Consider the following 13321-nt stretch of genomic DNA (forward strand, 5'->3'; position numbering starts at 1 on the left):
ACCTGAATGTTTATTAAGGAGAGAAGATGAAAACTTGGGTACGCTTTCAACAAGGCGATGCAGTCAAATTCGGCACGCTGGAAGGAGACACGATTTCCGTTTATAACGGCAATATGTTCGACAATCCGCAACCTGCCGGCGAATCGGTCAAACTGGCCGATGTCAAGTTGCTGACGCCTTGCTCGCCCAGCAAAATGATTCTGTTGTGGAACAACTTCTATGCACTGTCAGCCAAACTGGGCGTCGCCATTCCGGAAGAACCGCTCTATCTCCTGAAACCAAGCACTGCCTATATCGCTGACGGCGACGTGGTCAGGAAACCGAATTCCTATGACGGCAAGGTCGTCTATGAAGGCGAACTGGGTATCGTAATCGGCAAACGCTGCAAGGAAGTCTCCGAAGCCGACGCAAAAGATTATATTTTCGGCTATACCTGCTCCAACGACGTTACCGCCGGCCAGTTGATCCAGAAAGATCCGACTTTCGCACAGTGGACCCGTGCCAAGGGTTTCGATACCTTCGGTTCCTTCGGCCCGGGTATCGTTTCCGGTATCGACAATCCGAACACACTGGTCATCAAAACCATTCTGAACGGTCAGGAACGCCAGAATTATCCTGTCAGCGACATGATTTTCCCGCCGTTCAAGCTCGTCAGCATGATTTCCCATGACATGACGCTCGAACCGGGCGACATCATCTCCTGCGGTACGTCCGTCGGTGTCGGTTCCATGAAACCCGGCAGCACCGTTGAAGTTGTCATCGATGGTGTCGGTCATCTGGTCAACAAGTACGAAGCCTGATCCGCGAACGATACGGAAACGGCAGGCAGCCAGTCGGCTGTCTGCCGTTTTTTTATCAGGTTCGCCAATCTCATTCCTGTCGTGATTTTCACCTATCTTCAGTTAATTTACGTCAAAACACCGGCAACAAACTGTTACACAATACCTGCCCTAACCCCTTACGCACCGGTTTTCACCACCTTATACTATTTCCTGACACATTCATGATCCATTCGCCCTGAAAGGAAATCGTATGAAAAAACTCAACAAACTTCTTGTCGCAGGCCTCACCGCCGCCGGACTGTGTGCCGCCGGCATCACGACAGGTGCATTTGCGCAAACCCAATCCACCGACAACGACGATTATGTCGGCTGCCCCGCAGGCGGTCCCGGCCCTGGTTATGGTTATCATGCCCGTGCCCATGAACGCTGGAAAGACTATCACCACCAGCGTCGTACCGCGTTGCATGACAAACTCAAACTGAATGCCGAACAGGAAAAAGCGTGGGCTGACTATACAGCCGTCGCCGACAAGAATCTGGAAGCATGGAAGCCGGTTCGCCGCGCCGATCTCGAAAAAATGACCTCTCCGGAAAGAATGCAGGCGATGATCGACCGGATGAAAGCCCACGAACAGGCTCTGACCGATCAGCTGGCTGCACTGAAAACCTTCTATGCGACGCTGACACCCGAACAGCAGAAAACGTTCGACAGCGAATCCATGTACTATCCGCGCTTCCGCCGTGGCGGCCCGGCACGGCGCTGATCCGTCGATGCGACGGTATTTTCTGAAAAACGCCTGACATCGTCAGGCGTTTTTTGTACCAATTCCATCGTATTGCCGCAAAGCGCCTCGCAATCGCACCATTCAATACAGACAAACAGTATAATTTCTTTTTAAAGCCTTACAGGGCGCTCTGACATATTGTTTTAATACCGTTTTCTATTTTCATGCTTGCTCAACAGAAACAACAGATCACCAGTCTTTTTCAGAATGCGGTCAATACCCTGACAGAAGGAAACGACCTCGCCAAACAACCTGTCATTTCGCTTGAAAGACCGCGTGATGCCGCCCATGGCGATGTTGCCTGCAACATCGCTATGCAACTGGCAAAACCGCTCAGGAAAAATCCGCGTGAAATCGCAAAAACCATTTTGGACAACGTTCTGACCGCATCGGACTCCCGGGAACTGATCGCCTCCGGTGAAATCGCCGGCCCCGGATTTATCAATCTCCGACTGACGCCGGCGGCCAAACAACGTGTTGTCCGTACTGTACTGGAACAAAAAGAAAAGTTCGGTTATGGCAACCGCGGAGCCGGCAAGAAAGTCATGGTCGAATTCGTCTCCGCCAATCCGACAGGTCCGCTTCATGTCGGCCATGGTCGTCAGGGGGCGCTGGGGGATGCCATCTCGGCCCTGTTCGAAACACAGGGTTATGACGTCACACGTGAGTTTTATTACAACGATGCCGGTGTACAGATCGACAATCTGACCCGTTCCGTACAGGCTCGCGCCAAAGGTCTGAAACCGGGTGATGCCGGCTGGCCGGAAAGCGCCTACAACGGTGACTATATCGCCGATATCGCCGCGGACTTCATGGCGAAAAAAACCGTAACGGCCAGAAACTGTCCGACCGTCACGGCATCCGGAAACGCCGACGATTTGCAATCGATCCGTGAATTTTCGGTCGCTTACCTGCGCAATGAACAGGACAACGATCTGAATGCTTTCGGAATCCATTTCGACAACTTCTTTCTCGAATCGTCGCTTTACCGCGACGGCAAGGTTCAGGAAGCTGTCGAAGCGCTGACCCGCGAGGGAAAAACTTTCGAAAGTGACGGTGCGCTGTGGCTCAAGACTACGGAATATGGTGACGACAAGGATCGTGTCATGCGGAAAACGGATGGCACATACACCTATTTCGTTCCGGATGTCGCCTACCATATCAACAAATGGAAACGCGGTTTCGACAAGGTCATCAACGTACAGGGCAGCGACCATCACGGTACTGTCGCCCGTGTCCGGGCCGGCCTCCAGGCAGTCAATCAGGGAATTCCGGCCGGATTCCCGGACTATGTCCTGCACAAGATGGTCACCGTCATGAAAGACGGCGCCGAAGTCAAAATCTCGAAACGTGCAGGTTCCTATGTGACCGTCAGGGATCTGATCGAGTGGTCTGGCGCGGGTGATATCGCGAAAGGTCGCGATGCGGTCCGTTTCTTTCTGATTTCAAGAAAAGCCGATACCGAATTCGTTTTCGACATCGATCTGGCACTATCGCAGTCCGATGAAAATCCGGTTTATTACGTACAGTATGCGCATGCCCGTATCTGTTCTGTCTTTGCACAATGGGGTGGCGACGAATCCGTTCTGGAAAATGTGGATCTTTCACCATTGGTTTCTTCCCATGAAAACGCACTGTTGACCAAACTGGCCGACTATCCGGACATGCTTTCCCGCGCACAGGAAGAATTGAGCCCGCATCTGATCGCCTTTTACTTGCGCGAGCTCGCCGGGGAACTGCACGGATACTATAATGCCGAACGTTTTCTTGTCGATGACGAGCCGACAAAACTGGCACGTCTGGCTCTGCTGAAAGCGACACGGCAGGTTTTGCGTAATGGATTGGCCTTGCTGGGCGTTTCCGCTCCGGTAAAAATGTGAGTGTCATATGGCAACCCTGAAAAAACAAAAAAGCGGTACGCTTTTCGGTTTCATCGTCGGTCTGATAACCGGTCTGGTCATCGCGGTCGTTGTCGCGCTGATGGTGACGAAAACACCGATTCCTTTCGCGGCCCGCAAGGACAAGCCCGACAATGCGCCGACCCCGGCAACGGTCACTTCCCCCGCAGCCGATCCGAACCAGTCTCTCTACGGAAAGGAAATACCGAAACCGGTTATGGCTCCGGACACGGCAACCAGTCAGCCCACCTTGCCTCAGGATTCTGTGGAAGATAAAAACATCTGCTATCTTCAGGCAGGCGCTTTCCGTAACAAAAGCGAGGCCGAGAACATGCGCGGCAATCTGGCACTGCTCGGATTTGGCTCCCATATCTCAGAAGTCACATCAGGCAACGGCAGTATCTATCGTGTACGTCTGGGGCCCTATAAAGGCAATGCCGCAGCGCTCAACGCACAAAACCGTCTGAAACAGCACGGTATCAGTACCACGGTTACCCGTTCAACAAAATAACAAAAATGATGAAATCTTTCTCTCGCTGGATTGCGGTCATGCTGCTTGGCTTCATGACCTTTTCGGCTTTTGCGTCCCCATCGGCTCCCGTCAAAAACGTGGACTATCAGGTATTGTCCACTCCGCAACCTGTCGATACCGGAAACAAGGTCGAAGTCATCGAATTTTTCGGCTATTTTTGTCCGCATTGCTATGCATTCGACACATCTCTGACAAACTGGGCCAGAAAGCACAAAAAAGATGTCGTATTCAAACGCGTCGTCGTCAAATTCAGCGAATCCATGGCTTTGCACCAGAAACTGTTTTACACGCTTTCCGCCATGGATGTGCTGACCAATGAATTGCACCACAAGATATTCGATGCCATACAGGTTCAGCACGTTTCCCTGAGAACAGACGAGCAGATCTTCGATTTCATCGAACAAAACGGTATCGACCGCAAGAAATTCATGGATATGTACCAGTCGTTTTATGTACAGGTACTGTGCAACAAGGCTGTCGAAATGCAGTCATCCTATGAGATCGAGGGCGTTCCCATGATCGCCATCAACGGGAAATATCTGACTTCCCCGGCCATCGTCAGTTCAGGAAACAATATGGATCTTTCCGAAGCGGAGATGCACCAGCAGACGCTGAAAGTAATGGATGCACTTGTCCGGCAAGCCAAAAAGGAAAAGGCCGCACCACATAAATGATCCCGCCTTCACAAGGTGAAAACAGTTGTGGCAAGTATGGTTTTTGCCCTGATACAGGGCATATTGTTTTTTTGATCGATAAACGATTAAACTTGTTTTTCTGAATATCAAACTACTTTTTAACGGGACAAATCGATGGAAAATACACAAAAGAATCCTTCACAGACACTTTTCCATACACAGATTCTAGAATCCGAACTAAAGCAGTTGAACCTCGATTCCCAGAAAATCGTATTGCAGGAATGGTGCAACCGCCTTGGAGAACTTCGTCAGAAAGACCATGCATCCCAGGTTTCTGCCTTCACTTCCGAAATTCTGGAAAAACTTCTCGGTTACAGTGCATCCGGAAATACGGTAACGATCGCGCCGGATTCCACTCCCGAACCCTTCTTCGACATTCTTGCCGGGCAGTTCAAACCCGCAAATCAGCAGGCCATCGCCGCATGGAAACTGGAAACCGGAGCAGATCTTTCTTCCGAAACCGAACAGCTTTTTGAAAAGGAAGCCTGGAAATTCGGTGAACTGCAAAAAGACGGCTTCTATTTGTTGTCCGACCTGAATGAAATCCGCCTGTATCCCAGAAACCGCAAGGTAAAGGTATACGAACGCTTCGTTCTGGCGGACATGCTCGGAGACAGTGCCGCCTTTTCCCGCTTTTATCTGCTGTTGAACGCCATCAATCTGCTTTCCGGGAAAACGACCGGATGGCTGCAGGAAAGCGCACGCCGTTTTCTGGATGAAAAGCTCAAAGGCTCTTATCAAACACTCCGCGAAATGTACGGCCCGGTATACCGTGGTATCGTCACCGGACTCGATGAAGCCTTTATCGTCGACGACAAGACCAAAGAAAGTCTGGTCAAGGAAGATCCGAATTCCGCAGATATTCTGAAACCTTATGTCAGCAAGGAAGATAGGGATAAATGGACGGCTGAATCACGATCGCAGTGGCTCATCTACACCCCGCAAAATCAGTACGATATCGAAAAATATCCGGCTGTCAAAAAACATTTGCTGCCGTTCCGTGAAAAACTGGAAGCAAGACCCGGCACACAGAAATGGTTTGAATTGCAGCAGGTCAGCGAAAACCCGGAAAAAATGTTCAGCGCCAAGCTGGGATTTTCCGAACAGTCTCACAATCCGACATTCTCGATCGACAAAAACGGTGGCGCGTTCAACCATTCCGGCCTTTACACGACCGAACATGATTATTATCTTGTCGCGTTGCTCAATTCTTCCGTACTCTGGTATCTGATCCGGAACAATTCCATCAAAAAACCTGACGGAACCTATGAATTGACGGTTTCCGGTATCGAAACGCTGCCGGTTCCCGATGCACCGGGTCTGGTTCGCGCACGTATGGGACAGCTTTCCGATTTTTGTCAGGAAGCCTCTGTTTCAAGAGACGATCTGGTCAGACATTTCCGTGGCATGACTGCCTACAATCTGCTGCCTGACGGCCTGTCATCAAAACTGACCCAGCGACTGCATAACTGGTTCGCCCATGAATTCGATGTATTCCGAAACGAAATCATCGATGCATTCAAGACGGATATTCCGGCAGACGACCTTCAACTCTGGAACGACTATTTTTATCAGGAAAGAAACAAGGTCTTCAACATGAATGCCGATATCGCACGTGCCGAAAAGGAAATCGACCTGATCGTTTATGAATTGTTCGGCCTGAGTCCGGACGAAATTGACCTGATCGAAAGAACGGTCTGATTCATTCCATCCCCTTTGGAAAAGCGGGAATGATTACGTCATTCCCGCTTTTTTTGCCTGTACGTCTGCATGATAGCTTGACCGTACCAATGGACCGACCGCTGCATGGGCAAACCCCATCTGACCGGCAAGCCGTTCGAATCTGGCGAACGTTTCCGGACTGACATATCTCAGAACCGGCAAATGATTGGAAGAGGGCATCAGATATTGGCCGATAGTCAACATGGAAACGTGATGCGCTCTCAGATCGGACATCACCTGGATAATTTCCTCATCCGTTTCTCCCAGTCCGACCATCAATCCAGATTTTGTCGGAATATGCGGACACCGTTCTCCGAAGGCCCGCAGCAACGCCAGCGACGACAGATAATCAGCGCCAGGTCTTGCCTGAAGATACAGGCGCGGTACTGTTTCAAGATTGTGATTGAAAATATCGGGAGGATATGCACACAACACATCCAGTGCCCGCTCCATCCGTCCCTTGAAATCCGGCGTCAGTATCTCGATTTTCGTTTCCGGAGATGCAGCCCTGATTGCCTTGAGACAGGCGACGAAATGTGCGGCACCGCCATCCTTGAGATCGTCACGATTGACTGAAGTCAGCACGACATAGGACAATCCCAGCAGGGCTATCGTATCAGCGAGCTGTTCCGGTTCGCCGGCATCAAGCGGATCCGGCAAACCATGCGCCACATCGCAAAACGGACAACGGCGAGTACATTTGTCCCCCATGATCATAAAAGCCGCCGTTCCGCTTCCGTAACATTCCCCGCGATTCGGACAACTGGCTTCGTCGCAGACTGTCACCAGTTTGTGCGACGCGATCAGGTTTTTCACTTCATAAAAATGTGAACGATATGTCCCGGCTTTCACTCTGATCCATGGCGGCTTCGGCAATTTTTCCGCCGGTTGTATTCTGATGGGGATTCTCGATGTTTTCAGGGCGCCTTTCTGCTTTTGCGAAAGAAGCGCCTTTCTTGTCTTGCCCGTATCATCGGCCATTTCCAGTCTCCATGACATCTGCCATGTCCAGCCTGCATTCCAGTTCGGAAGACAGACATGCCAGTACCGTTTGCATCACCTCATCCTTCCGGCCGGAAAACCCGACGGACCGCATATCGGTAACGGCCAATCCACGGTAGCCACACGGATCGATCCATTTGAACGGCTCCAGATCCATGGCGACGTTCAGCGAAAAACCGTGGTACATACAACCATTGCTCCTGATCTTCAAACCCAGTGCAGCGATCTTGGCTCCTTGCCAGCCTGCATACATGGGTCGAGCTGGAATATAAATACCGGGTGCTCCCTTGCGACGTTCACCATCGATACGAAAAACGGATAATGCACGGATGATCGTTTCTTCTATCCGGTACACAAGTTCGCGCACATACAGCTTCCGGAACCGGCGTTTCAGATCGATCAGCAAATAGACGACCAGCTGCCCTGGCCCATGATAGGTCACTTCTCCGCCGCGATCCGTTTCGTATACAGAAATCCCGTGTGCATCCAGAATATGGGTACGCGAGGCTGCCTGTCCCAGCGTAAAAACCGGGTCATGCTCGACTACCCAGATCTCATCCGGTGTCGAGGCATTTCTCATGCGGGTGAATTCGGTCATTTTCCGGAAAACAGGTGCGTAGGACACCCGTCCGAGCTGACGTACAATGATTGTTTCAGTACTCATCGCTGGCAATACACCGGCTCCGGAATCACTTGACTACAAGACAACCCGAACCATCGGATGAGAGGACAAGTCACGGTACAGATTGTCCAGCTGTTCGCGGCTTGTTGCACGCACTACGGCCGTCAGGCTCAGATAATTCCCTTTGGAAGAAAGACGCATATCCAAAGACGCGGCATCGAACAAGGGATCATGCACACGGATCACTTCGACAATGGTACCGGCAAACTCATCTTTTCTTTCCCCCATGATCTTGATGGGAAAATCGCAAGGATATTCGATCGGATCTTCATTTCCAAGAAAACAACTCATCGCGAGCTCCTATTTCCTTCATTTGAACCACAGGCAGATAGTATCCCACAATCGCCCGAGAAAGCTGGCGACATTGATTTGTTCCAGCGCAACAACCGGCAATTCGGCGATGACGTTGTCATCGATCATGATTTTCAGTGTACCGATCTGTGTCCCTTCGTCGATCGGTGCGATCAACGGATCCTGTCTGACAAGAATCGAACGCAACCTGGACGCTTTTCCCTTCGGAACGGAAATATATGTATCTTCCTCGAAACCGATATCCACTTCGCCGGATGATCCTTTCCAGACTACGGGTGATGAAACGACTTGTCCCTTTTTGAACAGGCGGATCATATCGAAGTCCTGAAACCCCGAATTGAGTAATTTCAGCCCTTCCTGTGCGCAAACCTGATCGGATGACAGTCCCGTTACGATCGCAAGCATCCGGCGCTCACCCGATACGCTCTGGCGTTTTGCGGAAGCCACCAGTGTATGTCCCTTACCGGCACTGTTTGTCGCCATCAGGCCATCGACAGCCGCATCCAGCCATAACAGACGATTGGGATTGCGCATCCTGATCCGGTTATGGGTTATCTCACGTATTGAAAAATAATCGTAATAAGCCTGATAATTCCGGATGATATACATGGACAAAACCGCCAGATCGGCTGGTGTGGAATATCCTTGCTTTACGGAAGCGCCATAGGGATGCACGAACTGCGTCGACTTCATACCGATTCGGCTGGCTTCATGGTTCATCAATTCGACAAACTTCCGCTCATCTCCGGAAACTGTCAACGCCAATGCCAGCGCGGCATCGTCTGCTCCATGAACCAGCAAGCCTTGCAACAAGTCCTGTACGGTAACCGACTGGCCTGGCTGCAAAAACATGCTGGCACTGCCCGATCCAGGATGCAAGGCTGTTTCGGATATCACCACTTCCTGATCCAACTCCGTTTTTCCATCTTTGAGTGCGTCGAAAACCAGGCAGGCCGTCATGAGCTTCGATGCGGTTCCCGAAGCCATTTTCCTATCGGCTCCTCTGGAAGCCAGTATCTGGTTGCTGACAGTATCCATCAGCAACCAGGCTTTCGCCGTCATTTTCGGCACTGCCAGAGAATATGCCGGATATACCAGCATGGCGAAAAACAGTATGCAAAGCTGCCAGAGACTTTTTCTCATAGGAATGTGATTCGGGACTGCTAACGCACGCTACGCTCAAGCGCGGAAAAAAGCCGTGATGATATTGCGGATATGATGCAATTTGTGATTGAACAGGTGATCGGCTCCGGCGACAACCGTCACCGGCAAATCCTGTGGACGGGCCCAGTCAAAAACATCCGTCAGTGGGACGACATCATCCAGTTCTCCATGAATCAGCACCGTATTCCCCGGTACTTTTTCTACTGCCCATTTTCCGGCAGTCGCGCTGACGAATACCATTCTTTCCGGCTGAAGCCCTTTTGAGGCAAGGTGTTGCTGCAGCCTGGACTGGACATAGGTTCCGAACGAAAACCCTCCCAAAACGAACGGCAGGCCGGGATACAGTTTCCTCATATGATCCAGAAGCACTGCCATATCGTCTGTTTCGCCGTTTCCGTAATCGTGCATCCCTCCGGAACGGCCGACACCCCGGAAATTCATTCTTGCGGCAGCATAGCCAAGACCAACAAAAGAACGCGCCATCATCTGGACTACCTTGTTGTTCATGGTACCGCCATAAAGCGGATGTGGATGGGCAAGCAGGGCGATACCGGCAGGTTCGGTTCCGGGCAAATCCAGCGCACACTCAAGATTTCCGGCTTCTCCGGTCAGAAAAAACTGTTTCGTATCAGCATTCATTCCTGTCTCCCGTCATCATCGCCATCCGGCCCGGCATATCATAACCGTTGTTCAAGCATCCACTGCATGATTTCCACAACAAGGGCATCGCTGCCTTGTGCAAGGGCCCGCGCCCCACCTTGTGCGTCCGGTGTCTGTGCGGCCACTTCCTTGCTGAAAACTTTCTGCGCGATCAGATTACCCCCCTTAAACAGAGAAGCATAAAGCGCAATACGTCCGACACTGTCGGTCGGACTGCTGAAATGCTGGCTGAAATCCTCGATATGGATACGCAATACGAGTGCCGGGGACACCGTTCTTGCGCCGACAACCGGATTCCCGGATGAAACCAGAAAAGCATCGAGCCTGCTTTTGAAAAGTCGCGATGGCGCAGCATTCCAGCTGCTCTCGGTATAGAAACGGATTTGCTGGTTATTGATGTAATCCAACCTGTAAAACATCAGATTTTCACTCATCCACCCGGGTGAGCTCACTTTTGTCCGGACGGCCGGCATTCCTGACGCCATGGATACTTTTCCATCCGTTCCGATCGGTCCCAGATCATACAGCATCGCTGTCGGGCGATTGTCGCCCAACGCGCAGGCAGCCAGTATGATCGCCGAAAACACCATGACCACACAAAATCTTATCCGCTTCATCATGACTGATTCCCCCGAACTCGTTTTTATTTTCCATTTGCGTCAAATCCTGGTTCCCCGGGGCCTGGAGCCGGCCCCCTGGCCCCGAAAAGCAGTCCTGACGGCCGCTGCTGGTATTGATCCAATACCTTGTTGAGATTGGATAACGTTATTTTGGCTTCTTCCGTCAGCGATTCAAGATGGGGAACGGTATCGCTGTTAATATCATTCGCCAGCATCGTATTGGCTTTGGCGCTCAGTTCCTTGAGTTCCTGAGACAATTCGGTAACGGAACGGATCATTTCCCGAGTATCATCCGTCATCTGCGGCATCTGTTGCAGTACCGGTTCCAGCTGGTCCGGCACTTTTTCCCAGCTCTTGGCCGCACGGCCGATGCTTCTGAATGAATCAACAAGCGTCTGGCTGTTTTCCTTGTTGAAAATATACGACAGGCGTGACGTGATACTTTGTATTTCCTGCAAAATATGCAATCCACGCAACTGGAGTTGCGCAAGCAGACTGGGCCTCATCGGAATTTCCGCCGGTTTTTCCGGTGATGTTTCAAGTTTTTCCATATTCGTCCCGCTATCACCCAATTCCACGGAGGCGATTCCGGTAACGCCCTGATATGTCAGGGTGGCATACGTCGATTTCGTCATGGGAGTATCTTCCTTGACCTCGAAATGAATCAGGATCTCCCCCGGTTTGGCAGGATTGAATCCGATGCTGGTTACCCGCCCGACATCCATTCCGCGATAACGAACCGTCGCCTGCGGATTCAGACCCGGAATAGACTGATTGGTGGAAATCATGTAGGGCAGTCGAACGGTCTTGTCCATATTCAGATACCAGACAATAAACAGGGCCGCTGCAACCAGACAGACTGTAAACAATCCGGCGATAAACGCATGAGACTTATTTTCCATCGCATCCTCTCAATACTTTCGCGACATTCAATTTCGGCAAACCGGCCAGCACCTTTCTGCCTCTGGGTCCCAGAAAGAAAGCTTCTATAAAGGGATGACGCACTGCCAGAACCGTTTCCGGCGGCCCGCTGGCGACAATCGTCTGGTCGGCCAACACCACGATCTGGGTCGACAAATCCAGAATCGTGTCCAGATCATGTGAAACCATCACGACTGTCAGTTTCAGTTCATCATGGAGACTTTGCACCAGCTCTACAAAACTGTCGGATAATGCCGGGTCCAGCCCGGCAGTCGGTTCATCCAGAAACAACAAATCCGGTTCAAGCGACAACGCCCTGGCCAATGCCACCCGCTTGATCATGCCGCCTGACAAATCGGAGGGCATTTTGCCTGCATCCCGCGCTGACAATCCGGCCATCTGCAATTTCAGCAAAACGGCCTTGGCAATCAAATCTTCCGGCAATCCATGCAATTCACGCATGGGCAGGGCAACATTGTCGAAAACCGACATGGCCGAAAAAAGTGCACCCTGCTGGAACAATACCCCCCAGCGATCATTGAGACGGCGCATTTGTTGCACACTGGCCGTACCGATATCGGTACCCAGCACCTTCACGGTACCACGCGCCGGCTTTTGCAGCCCGAGAATTTCCCGAAGCAATGTCGTTTTTCCGGAACCCGAACCACCGACAATCGAAACGATTTCACCTCTTTTGATCGTCAGATTCAGATCTTTATGGACGACATGACTGCCGAACTGTGTCCACAAGCCCTGAATTTCTATCGCATTCGCCTCCATCAGAACCCCACACCCTGCAGCACTATCGCAAAAATCGCATCAGCCAGAATGACAATCGTAATGGATGTGACGACGGCACTGGTCGTTCCCTGTCCCAGACTCTCTGTATTAGGCTTGATCCGCATACCGTAATAACAGGCGATCAGCGCAATCAATATGCCGAAAACAAATCCCTTGCCGAGACCGATCCAGAAATTCGCGATAGGTACGGCCTTTGGCAACGCCGAAATGAAATAGGGAATGGACAGACCGATTTCAAAACTCGCAGCCAGCATACCTCCCAGCAATGCCAGGATATCGGTCCAGATAACCAGTAGTGGCATAACGACTGACAGAGCGATGACTTTCGGCAATATCAACCGGAACCCATGCGGCATTCCCATGACTTGCATGGCATTGAGTTCTTCCGTCACGCGCATGACGCCGAGCTGCGCCGTCATGGCAGATCCGGAACGCCCCGCGACAAGAATGGCTGCCAGCAAAGGTCCCAGTTCGCGAACAACGCTCATGCCCAGGAGGTTGACCAGAAATATGTCTCCACCGAATATATGCAGCTGCTGCCCTGACAGATACGACAAGACGACACCGATCAGAAAACCGACGATCGCCGTAATCGTCAGCGCCTGCGCACCGGCATGATAGACATTGGCCGATATTTCCGTCCATGGCCCTCTGTGCGGAGCGCGGATAAAACGGAGCAAATCGATCATCAGCTGCCCCAGCATGGCGACCATGGAAGATATATGATCCATCGCCAGACGCGGAAA

The 13321-nt window shown here is 51.4% G+C and carries 14 protein-coding genes and 1 pseudogene; 6 read left to right on the top strand and 9 right to left on the bottom strand.

Going from position 1 to position 13321, the window contains the following annotated elements; genetic code table 11:
• Positions 1–26: 26 nt before the first annotated feature.
• The 6 genes from NAI64_RS07450 (at position 27) to NAI64_RS07475 (ending at position 6392) form a co-directional block, all read left to right on the top strand.
• A complete protein-coding gene (locus NAI64_RS07450) occupies positions 27–800 on the top strand; it encodes a fumarylacetoacetate hydrolase family protein (protein WP_269299241.1) in 774 nt (257 codons plus the stop codon).
• A gap of 232 nt (positions 801–1032) precedes the next feature.
• Positions 1033–1545: a Spy/CpxP family protein refolding chaperone gene (locus NAI64_RS07455; RefSeq protein WP_269299243.1), complete on the top strand. Its 513-nt coding sequence runs from the start codon at positions 1033–1035 to the stop codon at positions 1543–1545.
• 185 nt (positions 1546–1730) lie between these two features.
• On the top strand, positions 1731–3446 hold the full coding sequence (gene argS / locus NAI64_RS07460; protein ID WP_269299245.1) for an arginine--tRNA ligase: 1716 nt from the start codon (positions 1731–1733) through the stop codon (positions 3444–3446).
• Between the two features lie 7 nt (positions 3447–3453).
• A complete protein-coding gene (locus NAI64_RS07465) occupies positions 3454–3975 on the top strand; it encodes an SPOR domain-containing protein (protein WP_269299247.1) in 522 nt (173 codons plus the stop codon).
• A gap of 5 nt (positions 3976–3980) precedes the next feature.
• The gene (locus NAI64_RS07470) at positions 3981–4670 is read left to right on the top strand and encodes a thiol:disulfide interchange protein DsbA/DsbL (RefSeq protein WP_269299249.1); all 690 of its coding nucleotides are present in this window, start codon (positions 3981–3983) and stop codon (positions 4668–4670) included.
• 135 nt (positions 4671–4805) lie between these two features.
• Positions 4806–6392 (top strand): DNA methyltransferase family protein, encoded by a 1587-nt coding sequence (locus NAI64_RS07475; RefSeq protein ID WP_269299251.1) that lies wholly within the window; start codon positions 4806–4808, stop codon positions 6390–6392.
• Between the two features lie 33 nt (positions 6393–6425).
• Here NAI64_RS07475 and lipA read toward each other — a convergent pair whose 3' ends face one another.
• The 9 genes and pseudogenes from lipA to NAI64_RS09105 form a co-directional block, all read right to left on the bottom strand.
• The gene (lipA, locus tag NAI64_RS07480) at positions 6426–7412 is read right to left on the bottom strand and encodes a lipoyl synthase (protein ID WP_269299253.1); all 987 of its coding nucleotides are present in this window, start codon (positions 7410–7412) and stop codon (positions 6426–6428) included.
• Positions 7384–8079 carry a lipoyl(octanoyl) transferase LipB gene (gene lipB, locus NAI64_RS07485; RefSeq protein WP_269299255.1) on the bottom strand — a complete coding sequence of 232 codons (696 nt, stop codon included), beginning with the start codon at positions 8077–8079 and terminating at the stop codon, positions 7384–7386. Before lipB ends, lipA begins: the two co-directional genes overlap by 29 nt.
• 33 nt (positions 8080–8112) lie before the next feature.
• Positions 8113–8388: an HP0495 family protein gene (locus NAI64_RS07490; RefSeq protein WP_269299257.1), complete on the bottom strand. Its 276-nt coding sequence runs from the start codon at positions 8386–8388 to the stop codon at positions 8113–8115.
• An 18-nt stretch (positions 8389–8406) separates the two neighbouring features.
• Positions 8407–9552, bottom strand: a complete 1146-nt coding sequence (locus NAI64_RS07495; RefSeq protein WP_269299259.1) for a D-alanyl-D-alanine carboxypeptidase family protein — start codon at positions 9550–9552, stop codon at positions 8407–8409.
• A gap of 36 nt (positions 9553–9588) precedes the next feature.
• The gene (locus NAI64_RS07500; protein WP_269299261.1) at positions 9589–10212 is read right to left on the bottom strand and encodes an alpha/beta hydrolase; all 624 of its coding nucleotides are present in this window, start codon (positions 10210–10212) and stop codon (positions 9589–9591) included.
• A gap of 38 nt (positions 10213–10250) precedes the next feature.
• The gene (locus tag NAI64_RS07505; RefSeq protein ID WP_269299263.1) at positions 10251–10853 is read right to left on the bottom strand and encodes an ABC-type transport auxiliary lipoprotein family protein; all 603 of its coding nucleotides are present in this window, start codon (positions 10851–10853) and stop codon (positions 10251–10253) included.
• Between the two features lie 23 nt (positions 10854–10876).
• Positions 10877–11755 carry an MlaD family protein gene (locus NAI64_RS07510; RefSeq protein WP_269299265.1) on the bottom strand — a complete coding sequence of 293 codons (879 nt, stop codon included), beginning with the start codon at positions 11753–11755 and terminating at the stop codon, positions 10877–10879.
• The gene (locus NAI64_RS07515) at positions 11745–12554 is read right to left on the bottom strand and encodes an ABC transporter ATP-binding protein (protein WP_269299267.1); all 810 of its coding nucleotides are present in this window, start codon (positions 12552–12554) and stop codon (positions 11745–11747) included. The genes NAI64_RS07510 and NAI64_RS07515 overlap by 11 nt, the downstream gene beginning before the upstream one ends.
• Positions 12554–13276 (bottom strand): annotated as a pseudogene (locus NAI64_RS09105) (MlaE family ABC transporter permease); the annotation flags it as partial. The pseudogene NAI64_RS09105 and the gene NAI64_RS07515, both read right to left, overlap by 1 nt.
• Positions 13277–13321: the final 45 nt, after the last annotated feature.

The sequence above is a fragment of the Oxalobacter paeniformigenes genome, assembly GCF_027158465.1.
Lineage (GTDB): Bacteria > Pseudomonadota > Gammaproteobacteria > Burkholderiales > Burkholderiaceae_D > Oxalobacter > Oxalobacter paeniformigenes.

Bases quoted from the DNA above. Each gene is read 5' to 3' on its own strand.
- NAI64_RS07450 (WP_269299241.1), top strand. From the start codon at position 27: ATGAAAACTTGGGTACGCTTTCAACAAGGCGATGCAGTCAAATTCGGC.
- NAI64_RS07455 (WP_269299243.1), top strand. From the start codon at position 1,033: ATGAAAAAACTCAACAAACTTCTTGTCGCAGGCCTCACCGCCGCCGGA.
- argS (WP_269299245.1), top strand. From the start codon at position 1,731: ATGCTTGCTCAACAGAAACAACAGATCACCAGTCTTTTTCAGAATGCG.
- NAI64_RS07465 (WP_269299247.1), top strand. From the start codon at position 3,454: ATGGCAACCCTGAAAAAACAAAAAAGCGGTACGCTTTTCGGTTTCATC.
- NAI64_RS07470 (WP_269299249.1), top strand. From the start codon at position 3,981: ATGATGAAATCTTTCTCTCGCTGGATTGCGGTCATGCTGCTTGGCTTC.
- NAI64_RS07475 (WP_269299251.1), top strand. From the start codon at position 4,806: ATGGAAAATACACAAAAGAATCCTTCACAGACACTTTTCCATACACAG.
- lipA (WP_269299253.1), bottom strand. From the start codon at position 7,412: ATGTCATGGAGACTGGAAATGGCCGATGATACGGGCAAGACAAGAAAG.
- lipB (WP_269299255.1), bottom strand. From the start codon at position 8,079: ATGAGTACTGAAACAATCATTGTACGTCAGCTCGGACGGGTGTCCTAC.
- NAI64_RS07490 (WP_269299257.1), bottom strand. From the start codon at position 8,388: ATGAGTTGTTTTCTTGGAAATGAAGATCCGATCGAATATCCTTGCGAT.
- NAI64_RS07495 (WP_269299259.1), bottom strand. From the start codon at position 9,552: ATGAGAAAAAGTCTCTGGCAGCTTTGCATACTGTTTTTCGCCATGCTG.
- NAI64_RS07500 (WP_269299261.1), bottom strand. From the start codon at position 10,212: ATGAATGCTGATACGAAACAGTTTTTTCTGACCGGAGAAGCCGGAAAT.
- NAI64_RS07505 (WP_269299263.1), bottom strand. From the start codon at position 10,853: ATGATGAAGCGGATAAGATTTTGTGTGGTCATGGTGTTTTCGGCGATC.
- NAI64_RS07510 (WP_269299265.1), bottom strand. From the start codon at position 11,755: ATGGAAAATAAGTCTCATGCGTTTATCGCCGGATTGTTTACAGTCTGT.
- NAI64_RS07515 (WP_269299267.1), bottom strand. From the start codon at position 12,554: ATGGAGGCGAATGCGATAGAAATTCAGGGCTTGTGGACACAGTTCGGC.